General features: G+C 46.5%; 24 protein-coding genes, 1 pseudogene and 1 riboswitch. Of the genes and pseudogenes, 2 read left to right on the forward strand and 23 right to left on the reverse strand.

What is annotated here, in order from left to right; translation table 11 throughout:
• Positions 1 to 3 precede the first annotated feature (3 nt).
• From ABUA31_RS09510 to clpX, 8 genes are all read right to left on the reverse strand, one after another.
• Positions 4 to 357: a hypothetical protein gene (locus tag ABUA31_RS09510; protein ID WP_349818729.1), complete on the reverse strand. Its 354-nt coding sequence runs from the start codon at positions 355 to 357 to the stop codon at positions 4 to 6.
• A 41-nt stretch (positions 358 to 398) separates the two neighbouring features.
• A complete protein-coding gene (locus ABUA31_RS09515) occupies positions 399 to 893 on the reverse strand; it encodes a hypothetical protein (protein WP_349818730.1) in 495 nt (164 codons plus the stop codon).
• 14 nt (positions 894 to 907) lie between these two features.
• A complete protein-coding gene (gene thrH, locus ABUA31_RS09520; protein ID WP_015533894.1) occupies positions 908 to 1,510 on the reverse strand; it encodes a bifunctional phosphoserine phosphatase/homoserine phosphotransferase ThrH in 603 nt (200 codons plus the stop codon).
• Between the two features lie 101 nt (positions 1,511 to 1,611).
• The gene (locus ABUA31_RS09525) at positions 1,612 to 2,022 is read right to left on the reverse strand and encodes a hypothetical protein (RefSeq protein ID WP_015533895.1); all 411 of its coding nucleotides are present in this window, start codon (positions 2,020 to 2,022) and stop codon (positions 1,612 to 1,614) included.
• A 9-nt stretch (positions 2,023 to 2,031) separates the two neighbouring features.
• Positions 2,032 to 3,693: a S8 family peptidase gene (locus tag ABUA31_RS09530; protein WP_349818731.1), complete on the reverse strand. Its 1,662-nt coding sequence runs from the start codon at positions 3,691 to 3,693 to the stop codon at positions 2,032 to 2,034.
• Positions 3,694 to 3,831: 138 nt separating this feature from the next.
• Positions 3,832 to 5,670, reverse strand: a complete 1,839-nt coding sequence (locus ABUA31_RS09535) for a DUF885 domain-containing protein (RefSeq protein WP_015533896.1) — start codon at positions 5,668 to 5,670, stop codon at positions 3,832 to 3,834.
• Positions 5,671 to 5,767: 97 nt separating this feature from the next.
• The gene (locus tag ABUA31_RS09540) at positions 5,768 to 6,334 is read right to left on the reverse strand and encodes a manganese efflux pump MntP (RefSeq protein ID WP_015533897.1); all 567 of its coding nucleotides are present in this window, start codon (positions 6,332 to 6,334) and stop codon (positions 5,768 to 5,770) included.
• A 276-nt stretch (positions 6,335 to 6,610) separates the two neighbouring features.
• On the reverse strand, positions 6,611 to 8,098 hold the full coding sequence (clpX, locus tag ABUA31_RS09545; RefSeq protein WP_349818732.1) for an ATP-dependent Clp protease ATP-binding subunit ClpX: 1,488 nt from the start codon (positions 8,096 to 8,098) through the stop codon (positions 6,611 to 6,613).
• Positions 8,099 to 8,401: 303 nt separating this feature from the next.
• Between clpX and ABUA31_RS09550 the strand changes: the two genes are divergently transcribed.
• On the forward strand, positions 8,402 to 8,740 hold the full coding sequence (locus ABUA31_RS09550) for a P-II family nitrogen regulator (protein ID WP_015533899.1): 339 nt from the start codon (positions 8,402 to 8,404) through the stop codon (positions 8,738 to 8,740).
• A gap of 71 nt (positions 8,741 to 8,811) precedes the next feature.
• On the opposite strand, the gene ABUA31_RS09555 is transcribed toward ABUA31_RS09550, so the two are convergent.
• Positions 8,812 to 9,570 carry a helix-turn-helix transcriptional regulator gene (locus ABUA31_RS09555; protein ID WP_349818733.1) on the reverse strand — a complete coding sequence of 253 codons (759 nt, stop codon included), beginning with the start codon at positions 9,568 to 9,570 and terminating at the stop codon, positions 8,812 to 8,814.
• Positions 9,571 to 9,881: 311 nt separating this feature from the next.
• On the opposite strand from ABUA31_RS09555, the pseudogene ABUA31_RS09560 reads away from it, so the two are divergent.
• Positions 9,882 to 11,138, forward strand: a pseudogene (locus tag ABUA31_RS09560) (ammonium transporter); the annotation flags it as partial.
• Between the two features lie 312 nt (positions 11,139 to 11,450).
• On the opposite strand, the gene ABUA31_RS09565 reads toward ABUA31_RS09560, so the two are convergent.
• The 14 genes from ABUA31_RS09565 to ABUA31_RS09630 all read right to left on the reverse strand — a co-directional run bounded on the left by ABUA31_RS09565 (position 11,451) and on the right by ABUA31_RS09630 (position 26,472).
• Positions 11,451 to 11,903, reverse strand: a complete 453-nt coding sequence (locus tag ABUA31_RS09565) for a DUF6465 family protein (protein ID WP_022215918.1) — start codon at positions 11,901 to 11,903, stop codon at positions 11,451 to 11,453.
• A gap of 230 nt (positions 11,904 to 12,133) precedes the next feature.
• On the reverse strand, positions 12,134 to 13,501 hold the full coding sequence (locus tag ABUA31_RS09570) for a UDP-N-acetylmuramoyl-tripeptide--D-alanyl-D-alanine ligase (protein WP_055146921.1): 1,368 nt from the start codon (positions 13,499 to 13,501) through the stop codon (positions 12,134 to 12,136).
• Positions 13,502 to 13,606: 105 nt separating this feature from the next.
• Entirely contained in the window at positions 13,607 to 16,075 is a 2,469-nt protein-coding gene (locus tag ABUA31_RS09575) for an ATP-dependent DNA helicase (protein WP_015533904.1), read from the reverse strand.
• The gene (locus ABUA31_RS09580; protein ID WP_015533905.1) at positions 16,075 to 16,620 is read right to left on the reverse strand and encodes a DJ-1 family glyoxalase III; all 546 of its coding nucleotides are present in this window, start codon (positions 16,618 to 16,620) and stop codon (positions 16,075 to 16,077) included. Before ABUA31_RS09580 ends, ABUA31_RS09575 begins: the two co-directional genes overlap by 1 nt.
• Complete coding sequence (locus tag ABUA31_RS09585; RefSeq protein ID WP_015533906.1) at positions 16,620 to 17,150, reverse strand: CYTH domain-containing protein; 531 nt, start codon at positions 17,148 to 17,150, stop codon at positions 16,620 to 16,622. Before ABUA31_RS09585 ends, ABUA31_RS09580 begins: the two co-directional genes overlap by 1 nt.
• Before the next feature lie 37 nt (positions 17,151 to 17,187).
• On the reverse strand, positions 17,188 to 18,009 hold the full coding sequence (locus ABUA31_RS09590) for a DUF1189 domain-containing protein (protein WP_015533907.1): 822 nt from the start codon (positions 18,007 to 18,009) through the stop codon (positions 17,188 to 17,190).
• Positions 18,010 to 18,054: 45 nt separating this feature from the next.
• On the reverse strand, positions 18,055 to 18,873 hold the full coding sequence (locus ABUA31_RS09595; protein ID WP_015533908.1) for a Cof-type HAD-IIB family hydrolase: 819 nt from the start codon (positions 18,871 to 18,873) through the stop codon (positions 18,055 to 18,057).
• A 144-nt stretch (positions 18,874 to 19,017) separates the two neighbouring features.
• The gene (gene ribH / locus ABUA31_RS09600) at positions 19,018 to 19,479 is read right to left on the reverse strand and encodes a 6,7-dimethyl-8-ribityllumazine synthase (protein ID WP_015533909.1); all 462 of its coding nucleotides are present in this window, start codon (positions 19,477 to 19,479) and stop codon (positions 19,018 to 19,020) included.
• 56 nt (positions 19,480 to 19,535) lie between these two features.
• The gene (locus tag ABUA31_RS09605) at positions 19,536 to 20,741 is read right to left on the reverse strand and encodes a bifunctional 3,4-dihydroxy-2-butanone-4-phosphate synthase/GTP cyclohydrolase II (RefSeq protein ID WP_022215912.1); all 1,206 of its coding nucleotides are present in this window, start codon (positions 20,739 to 20,741) and stop codon (positions 19,536 to 19,538) included.
• Positions 20,742 to 20,766: 25 nt separating this feature from the next.
• Positions 20,767 to 21,450, reverse strand: a complete 684-nt coding sequence (locus ABUA31_RS09610) for a riboflavin synthase (RefSeq protein WP_349818734.1) — start codon at positions 21,448 to 21,450, stop codon at positions 20,767 to 20,769.
• Between the two features lie 24 nt (positions 21,451 to 21,474).
• Positions 21,475 to 22,623 carry a bifunctional diaminohydroxyphosphoribosylaminopyrimidine deaminase/5-amino-6-(5-phosphoribosylamino)uracil reductase RibD gene (gene ribD / locus ABUA31_RS09615; RefSeq protein ID WP_015533912.1) on the reverse strand — a complete coding sequence of 383 codons (1,149 nt, stop codon included), beginning with the start codon at positions 22,621 to 22,623 and terminating at the stop codon, positions 21,475 to 21,477.
• A gap of 186 nt (positions 22,624 to 22,809) precedes the next feature.
• Positions 22,810 to 22,937: riboswitch (FMN riboswitch) on the reverse strand.
• 94 nt (positions 22,938 to 23,031) lie between these two features.
• Positions 23,032 to 24,681 (reverse strand): vWA domain-containing protein, encoded by a 1,650-nt coding sequence (locus ABUA31_RS09620; protein ID WP_349818735.1) that lies wholly within the window; start codon positions 24,679 to 24,681, stop codon positions 23,032 to 23,034.
• 12 nt (positions 24,682 to 24,693) lie between these two features.
• Complete coding sequence (locus tag ABUA31_RS09625) at positions 24,694 to 25,272, reverse strand: hypothetical protein (RefSeq protein WP_117875027.1); 579 nt, start codon at positions 25,270 to 25,272, stop codon at positions 24,694 to 24,696.
• Positions 25,273 to 25,299: 27 nt separating this feature from the next.
• A complete protein-coding gene (locus ABUA31_RS09630) occupies positions 25,300 to 26,472 on the reverse strand; it encodes a hypothetical protein (protein ID WP_117875029.1) in 1,173 nt (390 codons plus the stop codon).
• Positions 26,473 to 26,522 lie beyond the last annotated feature (50 nt).

Here is a 26,522-nt window from a genome sequence, read left to right on the forward strand (position 1 = left end):
CAATCATCTGTTTACAAACGCATCTATGCCCGCCTTCTCGAGCATTCTGTCGTATTGCTCATACATATACTGGACACTGTTCTCAAGAAGATGATAGTGTATTATGTATGGAACAAGCAGCACCATGAATGCAAGTGCAAGTATCAACAGCGATATATTGGCCGTCACGACAAATGTTATACATGTTGCAACCGTCAATACGGCAAACAATACCAGCACTATGAGGTGGATAAGTCTCTCATGCATGAAAAATCCTACCTGCGTGAGATGTCTCTCTGCCTCCCGTGCAAAGTCCACATCATTCCTCTTTAAAAGCTCATCAATATATGCTATATACCGGCGTATCCTCTTTGCCATCTGCCGCATCTTCCTTTCCTGATCCCTGCCGAACCGTCAGGCTAGTTCATCACCTTGTTCATAAAGTGCTCCCACTGTGCGATCACCTTATCATAGTAAAAACTCAGAACATAGGATTCCTCATCCACATCTATTATCATCTGATAGCATTTTCTGTCAGCATTCTCCGAAGACTTGAGCATCTCCTTTGGCTGGCCCGAATAAAATACAACCTTGCCCTCAAAGCTCTTCAGCACATCCTCATAGTCCGCCCTTTCCACAGGCTTATCCGGTACTGACTCCTGGAGGACATCGTTCGCATCGTAATACTTATGACCCTCGAGCAGAAGTGCCTCGATCTCAGGCTCAGTGAATCTGACCTGCATATCACTGGCATATCTGTCAGTATAGAGCTCATTTGCAGAGTTGTCCTCTCTGACTACCGCGCCGTCAAATTCAAATTCCAGGATTCCCTGCTTCTCCGAATATATACATCTGATCAGAGTCGCATCCCTGAAAGAGAGCGTCTCGATCTCATCTACACTCTTGTACTTCATATCTGTATCTCCAACTAGTCCATTGCCTTCTTGATGGCCGCAAGAAGCTCATCGTATGTCTCAAATGCCTCAAGATCAGGATTATCCGCCTTGATCTGATCTGTGCTCTTGAACAGGAAGCCTGCCTTGCTCGCATAGATCATTCCCAGATCGTTGTGGCTGTCACCGCTTGCTATAGTGTCGTAGCCGATTGACTGCAGAGCCTTGACTGTTGTGAGCTTCGACTGTGGGCATCTCATCTTGAAGCCTGTGATCTCACCGTCATCTGCAACGATCAGCTCATTACAGAATATTGTAGGGTAACCGAGCTTCTTCATGAGAGGGCCTGCAAACTGTGAAAATGTATCGCTTATGATTATCACCTGTCCTATGGATCTCAGCTCATCCAGAAACTCCTTTGCTCCAGGGATAGGATCTATCTTTGCTATAGTCTCCTGTATCTCCTTGAGTCCAAGTCCGTGCTCCTTAAGTATACCAAGTCTCCAGTTCATGAGCTTATCGTAGTCAGGCTCATCCCTTGTTGTTCTCTTAAGCTCAGGTATTCCGCTTGCCTCCGCAAATGCGATCCAAATCTCAGGCACCAGTACTCCCTCTAAATCAAGACATGTTATATACATATTATATTATCCTCCGTTCTTATAAATAGTGTGAATTAATGCATGTCATACTCCTCCCGTTTCTGACCACACAGATGCATTATAGCACAGTATCACGCAGACTAACAATCACTACTTTCAGGCATTTGCCCGGACTTCTTCCATCTGTCCAGAGCGTATCCATAATCCCGGATTATCATGTCGAGCTGCACCCTTTCCGTCACTCTCATGTGGCTTCCCTTCAGGTATACTCCGTCCATGAAACCGGTCCGTATCGTCATTCCGCACTCACCTCTCATCGCAGCCGGTCTCTTCACCACACTTGCACCCGCCGCCTTCTGAAGCTCTTCGTACCTTTCATAATTCTTCTGCCATGCCCTCATATAGGTCTCAACTTTCCTTCCCGGAATATTGACCCTCACTCCACCATAGCGTCCATCCGGTCCCGGGAAGAAATACTCTATCCTGAAGTCATTCTCACTTATTATTAGCGTACCGCCGCTCGCCAGCTCTTCTCTGCATGTTCTTCCCATAACTTATCCTCACACATTCCTGAGACTTTCAAATGTATTGTAAATGTTCAGCAGGCCATATCCCCACTCGGGATTCGGATACTGCCTGATCTCCAAAAGCCCGCCCGAACTTCCCGGTCTCACCGCCCCCCTTATCAGGTATCCCCTTATCTGGTTGCCGTTTATATTCCTTATCATCTTTCTCCCATACGACCACTCAAGCATGATGGCACTGCAGCCCGCAGTGTATGAAGCCGCCACTGAGGTGCCGCTTCTTATAACCGTCTCCCCGCCGGCTCCTTCTCCCCTTATATTCACTCCGGGAGCGAGAAGATCCGGTTTCACCCTGCCGTCCGCCGTATAGCCTCTGCTGTTGTCTATATACAGATTACCATTTGAGTGATCATATGCGCAAGTGCATATCGCAGTCTCCGCCACCGCCGGGCTGGTTATGGTCACCCCCGGATCACTTGACACAAATCTCGTCCCCGGGGATACAAAGCTGCTTATGGGCAGCCACGCGTTAAAGCTGAGCTCCGTGGTTCCAACACCGTACACCCTTATCCGCCATATACCATTTGCCGGGGTTATAAATCTGAGCATAATGAGCTCCTGCCCAGCAGAATCCTCTATGAGAAAATAGTCGACATATATCATCCCACCTCCAAATATCGGACGGATGATCGAGCTCCTGTCATACCTCGGCGATATCCTCTCTATAAATTCCCCGCCGGGAATCTCTATGGCCACCGAGTAGGTATTGGTGGACTTACCCCATATCTCAAGTGTAAAGCTGTTGCGATCTGCCACATCGATCTCAACGACATCGTATGCCCCTGTGACGATCCCGGAATAATGATGTCCTGCTCTCCCCTCGTTGCCACCGGCAGCAGATACCGCAAGCCCCTGAAGCTCTCCTATGTTGTTTATATATTTGTCAAGTGCTTCCGCCCCCGTATGGCTTCCACTGTTGGTCCCAAGCGTCACGAGTATGCTCATAGGCATGCGCAGCTTTTTCTGCTGCTCAAGCAGATATGCTATCGCTGTCATTATGTCAACCTCACTGTACGCATTTGCATCCGATGGAATACCATAAAAACTGCGTAGATTCTGCTTTGCCTGCTTTAACTTCACCACCACCAGGTCTGCCGACGGAGCCACACTCACAGCCGTTCCCGCGCAGAAGCTTCCATGCCCGGTGGTATCCGTCAATATCCTTTGTCTCTCATCCACAGCAGCCTGTATCTCCTCCGTGCTATACTCCCTGCCGTAGCCGTATGATGCGTTGTCAGCCTCCTCCACTGTCTGATCCCACGCCGCAAGTATCTTTGTCTTACCCCCATCCCGCACAAATGAACTGCCAAATATATCGATCCCCGTATCGACGATGCCAAGCAGTATCCCCTTTCCGGTGAGTCCGAGTATATTTTCCTGCTGGATATTGATAACCCCTATAGCCTCAAGAGCCCCCACATCGTCCATCAGGCCGTACACTTTTGGGAAAAGATTGTACTCAAGCCTTGAAAAACTCTCCATATACCCGGCCGGAAACGGCTGATATGCCACCGCATATCTGTCGTCTATTATGTTGAGCCCGTATGGCTGATACAGATCCATCAGAACTTCCCTGTCTCCGTTGTATTCTATTATATATTCCACATAATCCTCTGAGTAAACAGCATCTGATATCACCGCACATCCCTCCAGGGGCAATCTATATAGTATATGCAGCAAATTCCGAATCTTTACACAAAAATACCGCAGCACGGAAATTTCTCCGGCTGCGGTATGTCTCCATCTGTACATTATATGTACCGGCTATATTCTATTTTATTGTTTTGTATCAATATACTTCTGAACCTGCTGCTTCAGGATATTGAACTGGCATGGACCTGTCTCGAGAACGACTGTATTGAACTCCTTCAGGTCAAACTTTGATCCAAGCTGTTCCTCAGCATAATCCCTGATCTCCTGCATCTCATAGAAGCCTGTTGAATAACTCTGGTATACGGCAGGATCACCTATCATGGTAGTATACAGATCGTCGGCAGCATCGCCGTTGAATCCCTTTTCATTCAGGTAATCTTTTGCTTCCTGCAGTGACCAGCCCTCATAGTTGATTCCTATATCGATCCTTCCACTTATGAGATAATTGATCTCATCGTTTAACCTGTACAGTTTTGCAACGGTGTCCGAATCAGATGCCCCATCAAATGTGTAATAGTTTATGGCATCATAGCACGCATACATTGCCCAGCCCTCCTTGTATCCAAGGAAGCTTAATATGGTACGTACCGGTTCAGGATCTGTTGACATGTAGTATGCATTCTGCAGCATGTGTCCCGGATATCCCTCATGGGCAAGTGTGGTCCACATACCATCCGTATGTTTGCCATTTACCCTGATAAGGTTGTTGTCCTGATCATCGATCGCAGGTGACATATAGTATGCCAGCGTATTCTCCTGAATATCCTCAAGGCTCTTATCAAGCTTCTTCGCCTGATACTTTATCTCTCCAAAGTCTGGGTAGTTCTTGGTGGCTGTATTCATGAGTATATCTATTATTTCTGAAGGCTCCTTTGAGTCACTGTCTCCAAAGAGGTCATCGTAGTGCTCCACAAAATATTCATATGAATCGTACTGTGTCATGGCTATGGAATACAGATCTGTCATGAGATCTGACAGGTTGTCATCCAGCATCTGTGCCACTTCCTCAGGTGTCTTATCAGTTCCCGCAGCGTCCTTCAAAAGGTAAGCGTAATACTCTTTACCACCTTCATAGCCACACACACCGCCCTGGTTCTTACCGGTTCCCTTGAGCGATGACAGCACATCTATAACATCCTCATATGCAGGTATAAGACTTTCCGCAACGGCCTTCTTGTTCTGTTCCTCAAAGTCCGCTATCTCGTCCGCAGTCAGGAAGTCCAGCGCCTCAATGTTATCGTTGAACACCTGTATCATGAAGTGATTGTCCTTGTCCTTGATGAAGTCTTCGCACTGCTCGATGACCTTATCGCACACGGCATCACTCATAAAATATCCCTTCTCGGACTTTGTCTTCTCAAACTCTAGATTGTCATCAAAATAATCCCTTACCATTCCAAGCACCTGGAGATATCTCTCCACATCACCCTTGTCGTCAAAACGGTAGTCTGTGAAATATGTGGATATATTCGACTGCAGTCCCTTCATAGGTGAGAACGGCTCGCTGAGGTATATGTTCAGATAACCCTCTGACTCCGTCTCCAGATACTGATTAAGTATATCGTATGTGAGCTGCTGGCTCTCCGTGAGATCGTCCCTGTCAAATGACTTGAGCTTGTCAAAGGACTCATCAAACTCAGCCTTACGTTTTTTGATTCCCTCATCGCTCATATCCGAATCGCCCAGAGATACCTCCGGCTCAGGAATACCAAGGGCATCCCCATCCTTTATCTCATAGTTGTACGAGAGTGTGTCCGATGTCACACTGTCCACATACTCATCGTGCAGATATTCCTCGAACTCCTTCTGCACCTTTGTGTAGTCGTCCGCATTATCCTTTATTGTTCCTGTGATAGTCTTCTCATCAAACATATGAGAAGTACATGCAGTCATCGACATGGCCATGGCTCCGACAACAGCAGCCACGACAAATCTTCTCATATTCTTTTTGAATCTGGTCATACATCTACTCCTTACTTAATATATTGTCCCTTCACATAACCTATCTACACATTGTATGCCATAAACCATACTATTGTCCATTTATTTTATGTTAAGGTTACAATATACCTAGTCCGTCCAGAACAACCTTTACTCCTATGAGTATAAGTATGATACCTCCGGCAAGCTCAGCCTTTGACTTGTACTTTGTTCCGAATATACTTCCGATCTTCACTCCGACCGCTGAACATATGAATGTGATACATCCGATGAACAGCACTGCAAGTATGATATACAGAGTGGACAGCTTGAGGAATGCAAATGACACTCCAACCGCCAGTGCGTCTATGCTGGTTGCAACCGCCAGAAGGAACATGACCTTAAAGCTCATATCTGCATCTACTTCCTCTTCCTCGCCAAACGACTCCTTGATCATACTTCCGCCGATGAACAGGAGGAGCACAAATGCGATCCAGTGTGACCATTTGCTTACCAGATCTGCAAAAAAGCTTCCGAGGACATATCCTACCGTCGGCATAAGTGCCTGAAATCCTCCAAACCACGCACCTGCGATAAGCATGTGCTTCACCTTGATGTTGCGCAGGGACAACCCCTTACAGATAGACACGGCAAATGCATCCATTGAAAGACCAACTGCCAACAGGAATAACTCTGCAATACTCATAATTTTTCTCCTTGATATAGATTTGACGGATGCAGTCACAGACACATATAAAAAGAGACCTCCCGGGCAGCTAAAAGCTGTCCAGAAAGTCTCATCATCTACAGTAATACCAGATTCACGCCATCATCGACCGATGGCTGCCAATCATTATGTTGATATCACAACGCAAGCTCTGCGCTGACTACTCCCTTAATGAACGGTGATATTCTAGCATATTGATAAAATATTATCAAGTAGCATTTCCCTGTTATCGCATTATTGTCATTACAGATCTGTTCAGTCCTGCTTATCGATCTGAGTTGCGCTTGCCTCCTCAAGTGCCGGTGTTCCGCGCAGTTCTATGATAGGGCTTCCCTTGCCCTTTATATAATCACCTGTGATTGTCACCCTTCCTATGGTGTCATCCCTTGGGATCTGGTACATGATATCCAGCATGAATTTCTCTATGATGGCACGTAGAGCTCTGGCTCCCGTCTTCCTCTTGATCGCCTCCTCGGCTATCGCCTCGTATGCCGAATCGTCAAATCTAAGATCCACCTCATCCAGTGCAAGGAGCTTCTTATACTGCTTTAATATCGCATTCTTAGGCTCCTTGAGTATGCTCACGTACATATTCTTATCCAACGCATCAAGTGTGAAGAGTACCGGAAGTCTTCCAAGGAACTCAGGTATCATGCCAAACTCACGGAGATCCTCGGTTGTAACCTGTCTCAGCAGATTCGGATCATCATCATATTTGTCCTTGAGTTCAGCCTTGAAGCCCATGGACGCCTGCCTGCTTATTCTCTGCTTTATAATCTCCTCTATATCAGGGAATGCTCCACCACATATAAACAGTATGTTTCTTGTATTGATGGTCGTCATGGGAACCATAGCATTCTTGCTGCCCGATCCCACAGGTACCTCAACATCCGCGCCCTCGAGGAGCTTCAGCAGTCCCTGCTGTACGGATTCACCGCTCACATCCCTGCTGTTGCTGTTCTGCTTCTTGGCGATCTTGTCTATCTCATCTATGAACACGATTCCTCTCTCTGCCTTCTCCACATCATTGTCGGCGGCGGCGAGAAGCTTTGACAGAACGCTCTCTACATCATCGCCTATATAACCGGCCTCTGTAAGAGTTGTCGCATCAGTTATTGCGAGAGGCACCTTGAGAAGTCTTGCTATGGTCTTGACTATATATGTCTTACCACAGCCTGTAGGTCCCACCATCAGCATGTTGGACTTCTCTATCTCTATATCATCCATGGTATCTGTGAGAACCCTCTTATAATGATTGTATACAGCCACGGATATAACCTTCTTGGCATATTCCTGTCCCACAACATACTCGTCCAGCATAGCCTTGATCTTATGAGGAGCCGGAATTGTCTTAAGCGTGAGTTCTTCCTCCTGCTTCTTTTCCTTTGGCGCCTTCTTCTTGACTTTCTGTGACTTTGGCACGTCATTCTGTGCCTTGAACTTGGACATATCTATATTGCCAAATGGCATATTTGTCAGATCTATGAACTGCATATTGCCAAGCCCCGGCATGTTGCCAAACCCGGAATTGTTGAAGCTGTCAAATGATCTCTGCATGCAGTCTGCACATATATTTATATCTCCAGGCATATGTATCAGCTTGCCGGCCACGCTCTCCGGTCTCCTGCACAGGTAGCAGTATTTCTCGTAGTCGTCATCGTTGTCCTTATCATCCGATGCATGTCCATCGGTATCCACCGTATCCGGTGTCTTCTTATCTATATCATCATAATTCTCTGCCATATCTCATTTTCCTTTCCTGATTATACATATAGTCTCAGTCAGAAATATAATAACACACATATACCACATTTACCAACACCTGCAAATATGAAATTACTGTAAATTAACCGCTGGCACGCAGCGTCGCCCCGCTTCTGTCCTTAATATTATTAAGTCATTTGTCTGTTTTTTGTATTATTTTACCGCTGGCATCTTTCGAATCGTTTTAAAATTTCGGCATTTGCGAAGTGCTATGGAATTGGATTTTTCGCTATGCTATAATCATAAAAAATAAATCCAACGGGTAAAAGGAGGACTGTAATTATGAAGAAACTTGAAATCGTAGTTCGTTCAGAAAAGCTTGATGATGTAAAGTCAATACTTGATGAGTGTGAATCAACAGGTGCCATGGTATCAAACATCATGGGTTACGGTAATCAGAAGGGATATAAGACAACTTACAGAGGAAGCGAATATGTTGTAAACCTTATTCCAAAGGTAAAGATCGAGACCATCGCAGCAGACGATGTTGCGGACAAGATCATTTTCAAGGTTTGCGAGAGAATATCCACAGGTAAGATCGGTGATGGTAAGATCTTCGTATATGATGTGGCAGATGTCGTTCGTATCCGTACAGGCGAGCGTGGAGAGACAGCGCTCTAATAAGCACAGGTATCCAATATCATTCCTTTTTCTAAATTGGCAGGCAGTGGCATTTGTCCACTGCCTGTTTTTTATCGTTCAGCTCTGTCTCCCAGTATCTTCAGCAGACTCCCTGGGGTCATCCCTGTATACCACTTAAACTCTCTCTGGAAATGCGCCTGGTCAGAATATCCCATGTCATCCATATAATCCGTGACATGTCCGCCCGGATGCTCCAGCATTTTTCTCACAGTCTCCCTGATCCTCACGATGCGGGCAAACCTCTTGGGGCTGACCCCCAGCTCCTCCACAAATCTCCTATGCACATGTCTAACGGTGCATCCCATCTGCTCAGCAAGCTCTGATATGCTTATCTTCCCTTTTGCCGCATATATGACATCCGCCTGTTTCACGATGTCCGAATCAGCCATGCCATTCCTCTGCCACAACGATCCGCATTTCTCTATATGCTCCGTGATCTCCTCTGTCGCACTCTCTATCGGATCTTCTGCACCATTTCCTGTAAATGCATGATCAGCCGTCAGCAGTTTTTCAAGCAGACGCATATCTTGGGTATCCAGAGTCTCCCTGCCAAGTCCAAGATCCTGCTCCACAGATATGAAGCTGCAGCTCTCCTCAATGCAAACAGCCGCCTCCAGTTCACCCGGATACACCCTTTTGATGTGTCCATCCGTACATATCACACATATCCCAGCATTCTCCTGTGGCACTATTCTCAGCCCACCCAAGCTGTAACCAGCTCTCACATACACAGACTTCTCATTCTTTTCTATTAAATTAGTATGTACTTCACTGCAAAAATTAACATTCAATAAAATCTGACTATCCATACGCCATCTCCGCATAACTTTATTTATCTTTACCGTATCTTTGCTTTATTATATTAAGCCCGCGCAAAATATAATAAGTTTTATCGTTCCACGTCCGATTTTTTCAATATTTTACCATATCTCAATACTATACTCAACCCAAGTTAGTAATTGAGGTGTGGCACTGAGATACTTATTATCAGTCATATCTCAGTGACGTACGATCAGATATAATGTGCACAAAGATGTGTTTTGTCAGGAGCATACCTGGCGGGACGCATCTTTTTTTATTATCTGATCACTTCCACAACTACAATGTATTAAAAGGAGGAATGATTATGGAAGACGTAAGCACAATTGTATTTGGAGTATGGTTCCTTGTCGGAGCCGCACTGGTATTCTGGATGCAGGCCGGATTTGCAATGGTTGAGGCCGGTTTCACAAGAGCCAAGAATGCCGGAAACATTATAATGAAGAATCTCATGGATTTCTGTCTCGGTACAGTTTCATTCATGATCCTCGGTTCATCACTTCTGCTCGGCAGCAGTGACTGGGCACTCGGAGGTTTCATCGGAAAACCATCATGGGATTTGTTCCTTCACTTTGAAAACTATGACTGGTCAAGCTTCGTATTCAACCTTGTGTTCTGTGCAACAGCAGCAACCATCGTGTCAGGAGCTATGGCAGAGAGAACAAAGTTCTCTGCATATTGTGTATACTCAGCTATCATCTCACTGCTGATATATCCTATTGAGGCTCACTGGATCTGGAATCCAGGTGGCTGGCTTGTAAAACTTGGCTTCCATGATTTTGCCGGTTCATGTGCCATCCATATGGTAGGTGGAATCTCAGCACTGATTGGTGCCGCATTACTTGGACCTCGTATCGGAAAGTTCAATAAGGATGAGAATGGCAAAGTAGTAAAGGTTCACACCTTCCCAGGTCATAACCTTCCACTCGGCGCACTCGGTGTATTCATCCTGTGGTTCGGCTGGTACGGATTCAATGGTGCAGCCGCAACATCTGTTGAGCAGTTAGGTTCTATCTTCCTCACTACTACTATCGCACCTGCACTTGCAACAGTTTCATGTATGATATTTACATGGCTCAAATATGGCAAGCCTGATGTGTCAATGTGTCTCAACGCTTCACTCGCTGGTCTCGTTGCCATCACAGCTCCTTGTGATACAGTCGATGCTTTCGGCGCAGCTATCATCGGTATCGTTGCCGGACTTCTCGTAGTATTCGGAGTATGGCTCTGTGACCACGCATTACATGTTGACGATCCTGTCGGTGCCGTAGCCGTACATGGTGTAAATGGTATCTGGGGAACAATCGCTGTAGGTCTCTTCTCCACAACAACTGTTTCTGGAAATGATACATTAAACGGTCTGTTCTACGGCGGTGGCATTCATCCACTTCTCATCCAGTTACTTGGATTTGCAGCAGTTGCAGCATGGACAGCAGTTACGATCACCATCGTATTCCTGATCATCAAGAAGACTATGGGACTTAGAGTATCTGAGGAGGAAGAGATCAAGGGACTTGATCCTACAGAGCATGGTCTTCCTACAGCATACGCAGATTTCCTGACAACAAAGTAATTCATAATATATAGTATTATCTGCAAGCAAAAAGCCTGTGGTATGAATCAAAGTTCATATCACAGGCTTTTTAATATATTCACATCCACATGCCATGTATAAGCAGTATATGCGGATTCTTCCTGTCTCCATACTCGTGTATTGTCATCTCTTACCCCCTGTAAAAGCATTAGTTAGATTGTCCTAACCCATGACATATTATCACAGAAAGGCACTTATATACAACACAATATTGCACAAAGAAAAAAGATCCCAGTCATTACGACCGGGATCCGTCTTAAAACAAACATCTATAGATTAAAGACTGTAAGAACCTGATTCTCCATCAGCTGTATAATATACCATGCCTGTTTCTGGCTGGTAGTATACGTTCAATTCCTTAACTGTCTTATTGCCAATAACTTCCTTCACCTTAGCAACGATTGCTGCCATCTTGATCTGACCGCCAGCGAACTCAACAAATACATTCTCTGTTGTCTTAGCTGGAGCTGCCTTCTTTGCTGTAGCCTTCTTTGCAGGTGCTGCTGCCTTTGTCTCTTCCTTCTTAGCTGGTGCTGTTTTCTTTGCAGGTGCTGCCTTTGGCTCTTCCTTAACTGGAGCTGCCTTCTTTGCAGGTGCTGCCTTTGTCTCTGTAGCTGCTGTCTTCTTTGCAGCTTCCTCTTTCTTAACTGCCTCAACCTTAGCAAGTGCTGCTGCAGGTGTTGCCTTTGTTACCTTCTTTGTCTCATCTGCCTTCTTTGCTGTAGCCATGATTCTTTCCTCCCAAATAAAAAGTATCTATGTAATCTTATGTATTTATTTTCAAGCTAGGTTGATATTACTCCATTTTTTATATTTTTTCAATATAACCAAATTCTTTTCTCCCTTTTGTATCGTTTTGGGAATTGATTTACAATAAATGGCAACACTTTACACAAAAAGGCGGTCACAGATCGTTGTAAATCCGTGACCGCTTTTGTCATTTTGTACAAATACACACACTAATTCGTGAGAATATTAACCACTTCACTCAATTTCATTCCGTTTGATCCCTTCAAAAGCACTATATCCTCAGGCTTCATGAGCGCCATAAGGTATATCGCGATCTCCTCCGTGTCAGTGAATGACACAGTCTTGGCATACTTCGTATCACAGGCATCCAGAGCTTCCTTGATCTTCTGGGCATGCTCTCCGATGACTATGACCTCATCTATCTTCTTATCTCTGAGATACTCTCCGACTTCATAGTGGTACTCATCGCTCTTCTCTCCGAGCTCAAGCATATCGCCGAGCACGATATACTTCTTGCCCTCGCACTTCATGTCACAGAGGACATCGGTGCTAGCCTTCATGGAATCAGGGCTTGCATTGTATGTATCGTCTATGATCGTGTATTTGCCAGGAAGCTTGATGACCTTCTGTCTGAGACCTCTGAAATTCTCAAATGCCTTCGACGACTTCTCATATGGAACTCCAAGCTGATGCGACACAGCCATGGCCACCAATGAATTGCGCACGTTGTGCAGTCCCATCACTCCTACCTTGACAGTTACAACGTCATCCCCATGTACCATATCGTATACAGAATATCCATCCTCCATGCGGATGTTAGTTGCTCTGAAGTCCATGCCCTCGCCGCAGCCATATGTGTATACCTTACATGGTATCTCATCCTTGACCGCATACAGCATAGGATCATCACCGTTGATATACAGTGTTCCATTCTCGCCCATGCCCTTGATGATGCTGAGCTTCTCCTTGCGGGTGTTCTCCAGTGAACCCATATATTCTATATGTGCAACGCCTATGGTCGTTATAACGCATATATCCGGCTGAGCTATATCAGTGAGGATGTCCATCTCACCCGGCTCGCCGATTCCAAGCTCAAGAACAGCCACATCGTACTCGTCTGTCATCCTTGACACCGTGATAGGCTCGCCATACACCGAATTATAATTGCCCTCTGTGTGGAAGCACTTCATTCCAGCACTGACAGCCGCTGTGATCATCTCTCTTGTCGTGGTCTTGCCCACGCTTCCTGTAACCGCCACAACAGGCATATCGTATCTGTTCCTTATATACTTTCCAATGGCCTGCAATGCCTTAACAGTATCATCCACCCTGATATACGCCTTGTCCGACACCACAACATTGTCATGCTCCGATGTGAGTGTGGCTGCTGCAGTCTGAAGTGCTGATTCTATAAATCTGTGTCCGTCGGTTCTTGTTCCTATGATTGGAACGAACAGATCGCCCTCCTTGGCCTCCTTAGAGTTTATACAGATGTCAGTGAGAACAGTGTTCTCATCTCCGCAGAGGAGTACGCCTCCTGTAGCTTCCAGAATATTTTTTACTGTTATATCTACCATCACTATCCCCTTTTTTCATATTGATAAAATATATACAACCGGGCTTTACCGCCGCTCCGGCTTCATCAGGTGTCCATTATAGCACTGTATTATGCTTTTGTATATTTAAATCTCTTTACTTTTATAATCCCAGAACTGTTCAAGGATCCCGTCCACATTTTGCATGTTGCATATCACGCTGTCATTCCATTCCACAGGAAACAGCTCCGTGTAACGCCTGGTGGCAAATCTCTCGTCTATCAGAAGTATTATCCCCTGATCCGTCTCCGTCCTTATGACTCTTCCGGCAGCCTGAAATACCTTGTTTATTCCCGGGTACTGGTACGCATATCTGAATCCATTCCTGTCGGATGCAGCCTCTTTTTCGTCCGCCGCGGTTCTGCTGTCGAAGTAATCCATCATCAGCTTTCTCTCCGTGCACACCTGGGGAAGACCGGGTCCGACTATTATCGCTCCTATCAGCCTGTCACCAGTCAGATCGATTCCCTCGGAGAATATTCCGCCCATGATACACAGTGCCAGCACATTGTCCTTCTCCTCAAATGCCCTCAGAAAGCTCTCTCTGTCGCTCTCCGTCATGTATTGTTCCTGGGCTATAACTTCCACCCCAAGAGACTCTGGAAGCTCTTCAGTGAGCACATGCACCTTCTCCAGCATGGCATACGATGGAAAGAACACCATATAGTTGCCCGGTCTCGCACTTATCACGCGCTCTATATAGCTGTAAATGTTCCTGTACATCGCCTCATTACGGTTCGTGTATCTGGTCGTGACATCATTTGCTATCATTATCTTCCTGTTCTCCGCAGAAAATGGAGACGGGATGTATATTGCCCTGTCCTCCGGGCAGTCCGACAGCATCTCCATATAATATCTGACAGGAAGTATCGTAGCCGAGAAAAACACCGTGGCAAGCCCTTTGTCCAAGCAGTTTCTTATGTTAACTGCAGGCTTGACGCAGTACAGTCTCACCACAAATCTTCCGTCATCCCTTATCTCGTCATACACGACATAATTCTCATCCATCATCTCCGCAATGTTCAGAAATGAAGTGAGATTAAAATAAAAGTTCAGGACTTCCTTTCTCTCCGGGATCTGCCTGTGCTCCTCCAGAAAGAGCTGTATTGCTTCATGGAGGCTGAGCAATTTCAGGTGAAGAGGTGCTATGCTCGAGAGCACCCTGTATCCCTCCTCAGGAACCTCCTTCTTCATCGTAAGCAGCTCTCTGTTGCAGCTTCCTATATGTCTTGCCATACGGCCGCCATACTGGGCTGTGAGCTTCTTGAGCTCCAGAAAGTCCTCCTTCACAATCTCCGCACTGTACATGGACGAAGCCCTGTCCACAAGGTTGTGCGCCTCATCCACAAGGAATACATAATCTCCCGGCTTACCGCCCTCCGCCGCAAAGAACCTCTTGAGGCTCGCCCTCGGATCAAAGACATAGTTATAGTCACATATCACCATGTCAGCAAACAGACTCACATCAAGGCTCAACTCAAACGGACACACCCTGTGAGCCTGTGCGTACCGTATTACCACATCTCTGTCAACCACCGTCTCATGTAATACCACGTCGTACAGCGCATCATTTACCCTGTCAAAATGCCCCTCGGCATACGGACATACCGCAGGATTGCAATCCACCTGTTCCTGACAGCATATCTTCTCTTTTGCCGTGAGTATTACAGTCTTAAGCCTGAGACCTCTGTCCTCCAGCAGCTCCACCGCATTTCTCGACACAGTGTGGGCTATGGTCTTGGCTGTCAGATAGAATATTTTCGACACATGTCCCTGAACCATGGATTTTATGGACGGGTACACCGCCGCCATGGTCTTTCCGATTCCAGTTGGTGCCTGGACATACAGATGTTTTTCCTGCTCAATAGCCCTGTACACATACAGAGCCATCTCCTTCTGGCCCTTCCTGTACTCAAATGGGAACTCCATGTCCGAGATGGACTGATTTCTCATGAGCTGATGCTTTTCCACCAGATCAATCCATTTGCAAAGCTCCGCCATCATTGAGCTGAACCATTTCTCCAGATAGCCAAATGAATATCTCCGCCTGAAGAACTTCTCCTTCTCGCTGTCAAGGTTTACATAACTTATCCTTACATCTATCCAGCTATAATTATTCTCTTTTGAATATATATACGCATAGCACATCGCCTGGGCCACGTGGACGCGCTGCGGGCTCTCCATGTCATCGAGGTTCCTGTATATGCCCTTTATCTCATCTATAAGCACATCGCTGTCATGGAAGTCCACAGCATACCCCTCTGCCATGTCAAAGCCGTCGTCAATATCCCCGGACTCTTCCTGTTCGCCACCGCATCTGTCTATGATTCCATCAGCCCGGCCCTCCACAGTTATCAGATGTCCGCCAAGCTCCTCTGTATACCGGAGCGGCACCTCTGAATTATAATGAGACCCTGCCCTTTTCTGAAGCTTCCTGTGAATCCTGCTACCCGCATTCATCGCTTCTCTGGACAGAGTCCCACTACTGCTATCACTTATATCGCCACTGCGGAAGATGAATTCCACCAGGCTCCTAACTGATATTTTTATATTCATTATCTCTTATATACTATCTTCTCTGCGAGATCGTCCGCAGTCTGTCTGTCTATGAGTATCTCAACCAGCTTAAGTGCAAATTCTATGGCTGTTCCCACTCCTCTGCTGGTGATCACATTTCCGTCCACCACTACCGGCTCCGTGCTGTGGCGCTTCGCCATGAGCTGATCCTCACATCCCGGATAACATGTTGCATTCTTGTCCGCAAGCACGCCAAATGCGCCAAGTGCTGTAGGTCCCGCACAGATAGCAGCCACATAACCGCCTCTGTCATTCTGTGCCTTGACCATGGCCTGAACCTTTGAATTTGTCTTGAGGTTCGGAACCCCCGGAATACCTCCAGGAAGAACTACAAGATCGCACTGGTCATCGATCTCTGATAACTTCTCATCCATCGTGACCTCCATGCCGCGCGCTCCTGTCACTGTATCCTGATCGTCAGCCGACACCATCAGGCACTCAACTCCGGCTCTCCTCAAGAGATCCACCACCGTGAGAGCCTCTACCTCTTCATAACCTGTTGCAAATAAAACTCTTGCCTTCATCACTTTTCCTCCTTATTCGCACTCTTTACAAAACTGTCTATATCACGTCTGTCCATGCCGCTCAGGGCGCTGTTCTGATAGATACCGTCCTCAGTCACATCCCTGCCAAACCACGTTGGCGGCACAAATGTATTTGCAAATTTCTCCTCCGGGAATTCAACCTCAGCATAGGTGAGTCCGCCAAATATCCCGTCGAACACGTCCAGCTCGATCTTCAGTTCCCTGTCCACTTCACTGTCACCACAGGTTCCGTCTGTATCGGAAAGCGGTATTATATACCGGTCCTTCTCTATTATATTGCCGTCTGCCTTACATCTGAGATTCCTGTATTCATCCTCGTCCAGATCCATCTCGAATTCCTGCCTGCTGAGCAGTCCCTTGGATTTGACCGTGAGCACACGTCTGTCGTCCGTTCTCCTGATCCTTATGACCGGCTTCACGGACACATACATCTGTTCCATGTGCTTCACCTGATATTTTGTCAGATCGACAGGTATCTCATGTACAAGGTATTTTCTCTCTATCTCCATATATGCCTCCACCTATTCAAACCAAATGACCGCCTTATCAGAACACATCTCCCGGCGGTATATCTCCACTCACATAGCTTCCTATAGCTTTGTTCATAAATACCATGGACACGACAAGTGCGATGATCCATACAACAAACGAGGATAACAGATATCCAAGAGCAGTGTTGACCGACATTATGAACACCGCCAGAGTCTGTGCATAGACACATATCGTAAATACCTTGCCGTAGGACAGTCCCGTGTTGAGAATTCTTGCAAGTCTATTGCCCGCTATACTGAATATCAGCGCAAGGAGAAGCTGTCTGCCCGCCGATGCCACCATCACCGCAATGAACATGATCACCATGTACATATAAAATACCGGTGTCAGTACCGCCAGCTTGCTATTGTTGAAGCCATCCGGCAGGAACATGTATTTGAGCGGTGTCTCCATGTAATCATAGCCCTTGCCATCTGAGACCATTCCCATGACTATATTCTCACTTCCTATGGCGATGTACACTCCATCCGTTTCCATGGAGTCAAGGTTCACTGACGCATTCTCCGTGTTGATGTACAGAGTAGCATTTCCTATCTCAAGCTGCATATCGTGTTCCATGTCGAGCTTATTGTCATGATATGTGAATGCCGGGATCTTATTTGTTATGAGATTTCTCAGACCTCCGACCTTGCCAACCCAGAATATGGCGTCTATTCCAAACTCTATAAATGCCAGTAAAAAGGATATGATCACCACAAACCACACAAGGCGTCCCGTCTTCAGCTTAACCAGTTGTTTGTAATTCTTCGGACTGCTGACCGCTATCGACAACTGATCGAGCAGCGTCACCTTCTTGTTCTCTTCCTGTTCTTCCATATAAATCTCCAACTCTAATAATTATTGACCGGCAAAATGAACCAGCTATTCCATCGGCTCTATGATCCCAAGCTTCACCATAGCCTTATATATTCCATCATTCTCCGCATCGTCTGTGACCATCATAACCTGTCTTTTGAGCTCCTCCGGCCCCTTCTCCATGATTATGCTGTTCGGACAATATAATAACATAGGTGCGTCATTGTTGCCATCACCAAATGCATATGCATTTTCAAGCGGAATATCAAAATAATCCAGAAGATACTGTATACCTGTCGCCTTACTGAATCCCTTGGGAACTATCTCGCAGAAATTTGAACCTCTGTCGATATAGTCAAAATGCTGTGATACATACGCGCGGAACTCAGGAACATTTTTATTGTCATCCGCGAACCAGCAGCAGAACTTGTCGAATTCAAAGTCATCCGAGTCCACATCCTCCCCAACAAATATTCCATTTGCCCGGAAGTATCTGACCATCTCTGCAAGGAGTTCATTTCCCATGTTCTGACCGTCCACGTACACCTTGTCTCTGTGCTCATACATTCCAAACATGTCATATCTGCGGCATGCATAAGCTATATCCCTGCACACATCCCTGCTGACATCATTGTGGAACAGCTCTTTGCCGTCATAGTAAATGGATGTTCCGCAGCCACACACAAAGCCATCAAAACCCGCAGCCTTGATCTCATCAGTGACATTACAGTAAACCCTGCCAGTGTTGATGAACACCAGATGTCCGTTGGCTCTCGCCTGCGCCAGCGCATGCCTTGCGCTGTCCGGGAAGTATCTCCTTCCGTCCTCGGTTATAAGCGTTCCGTCTATATCAAAGAACAATATCTTCCTGTCTGTGCTTTTCATATATTATATCCATCCTGTCATATATTTACAGGCACATGTATTATAACTACACGTGCCTGTATCTTCTGTACGCATTATATTTTCACTTGATAACCTGCGCATGCATCAGCATGCTTCATTATATCGCATTTTCTGCAGTCTGCATTACAACTGCTTCATGAGGTCGATCATCTCAAGAGCTCCCATAGCGCAGTCATAACCCTTGTTGCCGGCCTTTGTTCCTGCACGCTCGATGGCCTGCTCGATATTCTCTGTTGTAACAACTCCGAACATTACAGGTACACCTGTCTCAAGTGATACTGAGGCAACGCCCTTTGAAACCTCGTTGCACACATAATCATAGTGGCTTGTCGCACCACGGATAACAGCACCAAGACAGATAACAGCGTCATACTTGCCGCTTGCAGCCATCTTCTTTGCGATTACAGGGATCTCAAATGCACCCGGAACCCATGCAACTGTGATGTCGTCTGCATTCACATCATGACGGAGAAGCGCATCCTCTGCACCGCTGACGAGCTTTGAAACTATGAACTCATTGAATCTCGCTGCTACTATACCTATCTTTGCTCCATTTGCTACTAACTTTCCTTCTACCTTATTCATCTGATTTATCCTCCTTATTCTATATCGGAGCTTACCCAGCCCCTCCTTATGAAATATTAGACTTCGTGTAACATATGACCCATTTTCTCTTTTTTTGTCTTGAGATAAAATGCGTCAAACTTGGTTGGCTCTATCTCTATAGGAACTCTCTCCACGATCTCAAGATTGTAGCCTGCAAGGCCGTATACCTTGAGTGGATTGTTGGTGAGGAGTCTGATCTGTCTGATTCCGAGATCCACAAGTATCTGTGTTCCTATGGTGTAATCCCTTGCATCATCAGGGAAACCAAGCTTGAGGTTTGCCTCAACGGTGTCAAGCCCCTGATCCTGAAGCGCATATGCCTTGATCTTGTTGATAAGGCCGATTCCTCTGCCCTCCTGTCTCATGTACAGGAGCACGCCTCTGCCTTCCTTGGCAATGGCCTTCATGGCCGCATCGAGCTGCTGTCCGCAGTCACACTTCTGTGAGCCGAAGCAATCGCCTGTGAGGCACTCGCTGTGCACACGGCAGAGAACAGGCTTGCCGTCAGCTATATCACCCATTGTGAGTGCCACGTGATGTTCACCGTTCAGCTTGTTGATATATCCACAGATCGTAAACTCACCATACTTTGTTGGAAGCTTTGCCTTGGCTACGCACTCAACGAATACTTCATGCTCTTTTCTGTACTGCACAAGCTTCTCTATGGTCGATATCTTAAGGCCATGAACCTTTGCAAATTCCACAAGGTCATCCTTTCTCGCCATGGTTCCGTCATCCTTCATGATCTCACAGCACAGTCCGCAAGGCTTAAGTCCTGCAACCTTCATAAGATCAACTGTAGCCTCTGTGTGGCCGTTTCTCTCTATGACTCCGCCTGCAACTGCCTGAAGTGGGAACATATGTCCCGGCCTTCTGAAGTCATCCGGCTTTGCATTCTCATCCACAAATTTTCTGGCTGTGTAGCCTCTCTCCTCGGCTGAGATTCCGGTGGTTGTATCCACATGATCCACTGATACTGAAAATGCTGTGCAGTGGTTATCTGTATTGGTTATACACATCTGTGGGAGATTCAGCTTATCCGCATATGACGCATCCATAGGCATGCATATGAGACCTCTCGCCCACTTTGCCATGAAGTTGACATTCTCCGTTGTAGCAAATTCTGCTGCACAGATTACATCTCCCTCATTCTCTCTGTCCTCGTTGTCGAGCATGACAACCGGCTTTCCCGCCGCAAGATCTGCAGCGATCTCCTCTATCGAGTTGAATTCAAAACTCATCACTCTACCTCCTTAAAATATCTGTCTACATAAATCCATTTTCTGCCAGAAACTTCATATCAAGTCCTGATCTATCTGAAGCATTTCCATTTGAAAGCTTTTCATCTGTATCGTCACCTTTGTATGGCATAAGCAGTTTCTCAACATACTTTCCAACCACGTCATTTTCAAGGTTGACCACCTTGCCCGGCTTGCCATCCAGCAGCGTCGTCTCTCCCGCCGTGTGCGGAATGATCGACACCTTAAAGCATGTATCATCGACATACGCAACCGTAAGGCTTATACCGTCTATGGCTATTGAGCCCTTCTCAATGATGTATCTGAGTATCTTCGGAGAACAATCTATTGTCACCCACACTGCATTGTCCTCCCTTTTGAGCTCTCTGATCGTTCCGGTTCCATCTATATGTCCTGACACTATATGTCCGCCAAATCTTCCTCCGGCCGCCATGGCACGCTCAAGGTTCACCCTGCTGCCACTGGTAAGCTGTCCAAGTCCGCTTCGTCTCAAAGTCTCAGGCATGACATCCGCAGTAAAGATATTCCCCGATATGCCGGTTGCAGTAAGACACACACCGTTTACCGCTATACTGTCTCCAACCTGGCTTCCATGGAGAACCTTGTCTGCCTGCACCGTGATACTGCAGGAGCTTACACCTTTATCTATCTTTCTTATAGTTCCTATCTCTTCTACTATTCCTGTGAACATGTATGACCTCTTTTCTATAAGTTCTTAAACCTTTTTGTATCTGAGCATCACATCTTCATCAAATCTTCTGACCTCGTCAAGTCCAAACATATGTGCATCCGCAGGCACATCAACACCCGTTCCGGATACCGGACTGTACTTGCCCTCGCCGCCAAATATCTTCGGGGCAATGAATACACATGCCTCATCCACAAGACCTTCAGACACCATGCTGTAGTTGAGCTCGCCGCCGCCCTCAAGCAGTATTCCGTCTATGCCTTTCCCGCCGAGGATCGTCATGAGCTGCCTTAGATCCACCTGTCCATCCACATCTTCGGTCTCTATGATGCTTACACCTTTATCCTTGAGTCTCTCACACTTTGCTGAGTCTGAAGCTCCCGCTGCCGTCGTGGCAACTATGGTCTCTATCTCCCCGGCTGTCTGTACGATCTGTGAATCCTCCGGAATCCTGAGCTTGCTGTCACAAACTATCCTGATCGGATTTCTGACATTATCAGTATCCCTGTCCGTGCTTTTCTCTATTCTGCATGTCAGCATCGGATCATCCGCAAGCACTGTTCCTATGCCCGCCATAATACCCTTATGTCTGTTTCTGAGTTCCATGACATACGCCCTTGATGCCTCACCGGTTATCCACTTGCTGGCCCCTGTGTGGGTAGCGATCCTGCCATCCATGGTCATGGCATATTTCATGGTCACATACGGCTGTTTATTTACTATATACTTAAAGAAAATACCGTTTATGGCATCGCACTCGGCTTTGAGGCAGTGTGTGTACACCTCTATCCCGGCATCACGCAGTCTCTTAAAACCTTTTCCTGCCACCATGGCATTCGGATCATCGGAACCACAGTAGACCTTTCTGATCTTGTGCTCTATGATCGCGTCCACACATGGAGGCTGCTTGCCAAAATGGCAGCACGGCTCAAGCGTCACATACATGACTGCGCCCTCGGCATCTGCCTGATCCTTAAGACTGGCAAATGCTGCGCGCTCAGCGTGGAGCTCTCCATATCTCACATGATATCCCTCTCCTATGATCCTGCCATCCTTCACTATGACAGCACCTACAAGCGGATTTGGATTCACTGCTCCAGTGCCGCGCCTTGCAAGCTCTATGGCACGTCTCATATATGACGGATCAAATTCATCATCTATATCATATTTTTCCATATGACCACCATCCTACTTAATACCTTTACAGACAGACTATCGGATATTGCTCATTCAAGCCTCCGAAGTATCTGTTCAAAACACAAGAGAAAACCCCGAAGATAACTTCGGGGTTTTCTCTTGTTCAGGTATCCATCACCGAAATCCATCACAACGGACTTCCATCAGATACCCTGTTCTGAATATATAATACTTCTCTCATCCAGACTATACTGTCGGTCCCGGAATCACACCGGATCATGCCTCATGGCTCACGGACTTAAGGTTTCCCTAACACCGTCGGTGGAGAATTGCACTCACCCCCGAAGATCTATCATCATATGCAGTTGTCTCTTAAAAACGACTATATTGTATTCCATATGCCAACGGAATGCAACTGTTTTTTATGATGTATTTTACCGATAAATTTTAAAGCTGTGAATTGAACAGGCTCTTTATCTTGTAGATAATATCATCACTGTCCGCATTTATAGATGCCGCCTCATTTATTCCTGAGAGCTTTGCAAGCTCATCCGTGTCAGCATCTCCGCCGTAACCTATCGTGTATACAGGTATGTTCGACTGTCTGAGCGCACTTGTTATCTCATCCATGGAATATCCCACATTGGCATATCCATCGCTGAGAAGGAACAGCATACACTTTGCATCCGGGTGCTCTGCCTTTGCATCGGTTATCATCTTCATCGCAACCACAACGGCATCATACGAAGCCGTTCCGCCTGAAGCCATCAGATTGTTGACCGATCCCTGGAAATATGATCTCTGGTTCAGGTCAAACTGGGCGATCGGAACCTCCACTGTAACTGAGCTTGAGTAGCTGACAAGCCCAACATAATTGTTGTCATTGATATACTGCGCACCGTTTGTCAGACTGTTCTTGAGCTGGTTCATAGGATCTCCGTCCATGGAACCGCTGCAGTCCGCAACAAACACCGCGATGATGTCCTTGCCGTTATCCTTTGTCTTCTTGTATGTCTTGAGTCCCTGTGTGACCTGTGCACCGGAGAATTCTTCCATCGCAGTATAATCATCGTTGGCATTGAAGCCCTTCTTTGTCGCGATCGTCTGCATATCATCACTCTTGCAGTAATCCACAACGAGCTGTATGGCCTCAAGCTCTGATGCAGACTTTCCCGACTTGTTACATATGTATACAGGATTGTCATGTCTCACGCCAAATGCAATGAAATCATACATTGACACGAGATTGCTGTCATTGATATATGCCTGATACTCTGACAGCATAGCATCGAGTGTTCCGTTTGATGCACTATCTCTCATCTGCTGTGTTGTATATGCAACGTATGGTATGTTTGAGTTAAACTTTGTAAAGTTATCCTCGCCGTCCTGAAGCAGCGTGAGCAGGAGGTTAAGTCCTGTGGCACTTGTCTGTGGGTTCGTGTATCCCATGGTGATCTTGTTGTCCTGAACGGCCTTTATGGCATCGGCAGCAGTAGTGTAACCGCTGTCCTTCTTCACAAGGATTCCCGCTGTATTTCCAACCAGTCTGTCCGCGTAAAGCTCAAGGCTGCCGCTGTTCGACATCGCATACTCTCCGAACAGGGTGTTGCTCGGGGTGTACAGATCCGGGAGATATTTGCCGGAAATGATATAGTCAGCGGCTGTACCGGATGGCACTGATCTCACGCTCATCGATACCGACTTGCCGTCCGCTGTCTTCACACCAGAACCGTTGAAGGAATTTGCAACATCTATAAGCCATGAGTCGTTGTCCTTTCCCGCCTTCTCACCTGATGTAAATATCTCTATATCTATGTCTCCATTGCCCTCAACTGCCAGTGGATATTTGTCTATCTCAGGCAGCTCCGCATACAGATCCGGAGTGTCCAGAGTGACCGTACCCTTTACAGGGGTCGCTTCGCTTACATCGAGATCCGCATATAACTCATCAAGAGTCATATCCGATCTTGATGATCCTCCATTTCCACCGCCTGCTATGTTGATAACCTTCCTGCCGACTATTCCGATAATGACCGCGATCATCGCAATTATCACCAGCACTCCGACTACCACTAATCCTTTTGTCCTCTTATCCATTTCTTCCTCCTTTTACATTCCCTGACTGTGGACATCCTGCCTCATGCCATTCATGCACTCTATGACATCATCCACATATTTCATATCCAGCGAGCTCAGGTTGGTGTCAATATCAACCATCTTCTCCACCAGAATATTGAACTTTCTCACCAGCTCGTCGCCCTGTCTGCACAGATTGTCGAGGTATACCGGCTGGGGTCTAGTGTAATAATCGTATGTCTGTATAAAGCCTATGGCACTGTCCATGTTGCTCTGTGCCTGCTGCTTTATATCCTCGTACAGATTGCGGATACCACTGCCCTCCTCCACATTCTCCTGGAAGTATTCCTCCCTGGACATTATGCTCTCATACTGTCTGTTGAGTCTCTCTATCTGTGCATCAAACAAATGTCCCCTAGCACTGTCCTTGAGCTTCTCCGTCGAGCGTCTTCCCTTGAGTATATGTACATTTGCTGTTATGGTGAATGTCAGCCACACTACACTGATCGCAACACCTATAGCTATTCCCACCATACTGTCAGCCAGCACAAACATTACTATTGCCAGTATGAACATTATCAAGCCTATGATATTGACCGCTATCAATCCCATCGTTTTTCCTCCTAAAGTCAATATATATCACACCGCATCTGCATGTTCATTGTCTCTCTGCAATACGCTGAGCCTTCGCTTTGCAGCATCGGTGACCGTAAGTCCCGAAAAGTCAGCAAATTCCTTCTTCTCATTTCTTATGAGCATGACCGCAAACTCCCTGTCCGTCTCCTCCGCGCAGGACAGCAGTTCATGGTAATCCACCGGCCTATCCTCATATATTCGAAGCGCAACAGCCTCCGGCACAACAATAAACGTCATGGACGTGTGCGTCTTATCCGCTATGTATATCTCCGCCTTGTCCGCAAATTTTGCAAATTCCTCCGCCTGAGTCTGAAAGCCTCCACTCTGAAGCTCCGCCAATATCCTGTCTCTGTCCTCCATGAGACTGTCGAGATACAGATAGCCCTTCAGCAACAGGAGTCCCATAAGTCCATCTGACATATTGAAGTCAAGTATACAGCCATGTCCCTCGTCACTGTCCGTCAGTACATGACACACGCACTCCGCTATATCCTCATCGCTGAGTCCGCTGTATTTATACGCCTGCTCAATCCCATCATTTGTTATGAGCACGGTCTCTACATTTCCCCTTACAGACTTTTTCTTCCTGATGCTCTCAACAGGACGTGCAGCTATCTTAAACGCCTTCAGCTCATTTACAGCATCATCTATACTCTTCTTCCCTGATATAGAGGTCTCAAACCGTCCCTGATCCGTAGCTGCCGCCTGCACATTCCTGTATATCCTTTGTACAGAGATCTTATTTCTCCTCATTATCGCACTTAAAATGTCAATATCTGACTTCTGACCGGCCAGATATCTCTGAAGCTCCGCTCTGAGCTTTCTCCTGAAATCAAGCTCGTACTCAGTGTTGGTTATATCCGTTCCTGAATACCACCGTTTCTCCAGATATTTGTAATTATCCGGATCCCTCAGTCTGTCCAGCGCACTGTTCTTCAGACTGTTCACACCTTCCTCATCGGTCTCCAGCTCACAGGCAAGTTCCGGCACACTGCATCTGTCATGTCTGTAGCCATAGAGCTTATCTATCACTATCTTCTCCCTGTAATTCAGTTTGTCTATGAGTTCATCGAACATCCGCCTGCACATACCATCCTGTGAATAGGACAGCGTATCCGCCTGCACCCCAAATACAGAACTGTACAGTGCTTCATACGGACTGATAACATCCAGCATATATTTATTATTTTCTTTTCTTAGAACATACGCCCTGTGCAATATCCCAC

The sequence above is a fragment of the Coprococcus sp. RTP31081st1_H1_RTP31081_211007 genome, assembly GCF_040227275.1.
GTDB classification, from domain to species: Bacteria; Bacillota; Clostridia; order Lachnospirales; family Lachnospiraceae; genus Coprococcus; species Coprococcus aceti.

Excerpts from the sequence above, each read along its gene's own strand:
- ABUA31_RS09550 (WP_015533899.1), top strand. The coding sequence starts at position 8,402 with ATGAAGAAACTTGAAATCGTAGTTCGTTCAGAAAAGCTTGATGATGTA.
- clpX (WP_349818732.1), bottom strand. The coding sequence starts at position 8,098 with ATGGCAGAGAATTATGATGATATAGATAAGAAGACACCGGATACGGTG.
- ABUA31_RS09540 (WP_015533897.1), bottom strand. The coding sequence starts at position 6,334 with ATGAGTATTGCAGAGTTATTCCTGTTGGCAGTTGGTCTTTCAATGGAT.
- ABUA31_RS09510 (WP_349818729.1), bottom strand. The coding sequence starts at position 357 with ATGGCAAAGAGGATACGCCGGTATATAGCATATATTGATGAGCTTTTA.
- ABUA31_RS09555 (WP_349818733.1), bottom strand. The coding sequence starts at position 9,570 with ATGGATAGTCAGATTTTATTGAATGTTAATTTTTGCAGTGAAGTACAT.
- thrH (WP_015533894.1), bottom strand. The coding sequence starts at position 1,510 with ATGTATATAACATGTCTTGATTTAGAGGGAGTACTGGTGCCTGAGATT.
- ABUA31_RS09515 (WP_349818730.1), bottom strand. The coding sequence starts at position 893 with ATGAAGTACAAGAGTGTAGATGAGATCGAGACGCTCTCTTTCAGGGAT.
- ABUA31_RS09580 (WP_015533905.1), bottom strand. The coding sequence starts at position 16,620 with ATGAAGGCAAGAGTTTTATTTGCAACAGGTTATGAAGAGGTAGAGGCT.
- ribH (WP_015533909.1), bottom strand. The coding sequence starts at position 19,479 with ATGAATAAGGTAGAAGGAAAGTTAGTAGCAAATGGAGCAAAGATAGGT.
- ABUA31_RS09570 (WP_055146921.1), bottom strand. The coding sequence starts at position 13,501 with ATGGTAGATATAACAGTAAAAAATATTCTGGAAGCTACAGGAGGCGTA.
- ABUA31_RS09590 (WP_015533907.1), bottom strand. The coding sequence starts at position 18,009 with ATGGAAGAACAGGAAGAGAACAAGAAGGTGACGCTGCTCGATCAGTTG.
- ABUA31_RS09605 (WP_022215912.1), bottom strand. The coding sequence starts at position 20,741 with ATGAGTTTTGAATTCAACTCGATAGAGGAGATCGCTGCAGATCTTGCG.
- ABUA31_RS09585 (WP_015533906.1), bottom strand. The coding sequence starts at position 17,150 with ATGGAGATAGAGAGAAAATACCTTGTACATGAGATACCTGTCGATCTG.
- ABUA31_RS09565 (WP_022215918.1), bottom strand. The coding sequence starts at position 11,903 with ATGGCTACAGCAAAGAAGGCAGATGAGACAAAGAAGGTAACAAAGGCA.
- ABUA31_RS09625 (WP_117875027.1), bottom strand. The coding sequence starts at position 25,272 with ATGGGATTGATAGCGGTCAATATCATAGGCTTGATAATGTTCATACTG.
- ABUA31_RS09535 (WP_015533896.1), bottom strand. The coding sequence starts at position 5,670 with ATGACCAGATTCAAAAAGAATATGAGAAGATTTGTCGTGGCTGCTGTT.
- ABUA31_RS09575 (WP_015533904.1), bottom strand. The coding sequence starts at position 16,075 with ATGAATATAAAAATATCAGTTAGGAGCCTGGTGGAATTCATCTTCCGC.
- ABUA31_RS09610 (WP_349818734.1), bottom strand. The coding sequence starts at position 21,450 with ATGTTCACAGGAATAGTAGAAGAGATAGGAACTATAAGAAAGATAGAT.
- ABUA31_RS09630 (WP_117875029.1), bottom strand. The coding sequence starts at position 26,472 with ATGCTGGATGTTATCAGTCCGTATGAAGCACTGTACAGTTCTGTATTT.
- ABUA31_RS09595 (WP_015533908.1), bottom strand. The coding sequence starts at position 18,873 with ATGAAAAGCACAGACAGGAAGATATTGTTCTTTGATATAGACGGAACG.
- ABUA31_RS09620 (WP_349818735.1), bottom strand. The coding sequence starts at position 24,681 with ATGGATAAGAGGACAAAAGGATTAGTGGTAGTCGGAGTGCTGGTGATA.
- ribD (WP_015533912.1), bottom strand. The coding sequence starts at position 22,623 with ATGGAAAAATATGATATAGATGATGAATTTGATCCGTCATATATGAGA.
- ABUA31_RS09525 (WP_015533895.1), bottom strand. The coding sequence starts at position 2,022 with ATGGGAAGAACATGCAGAGAAGAGCTGGCGAGCGGCGGTACGCTAATA.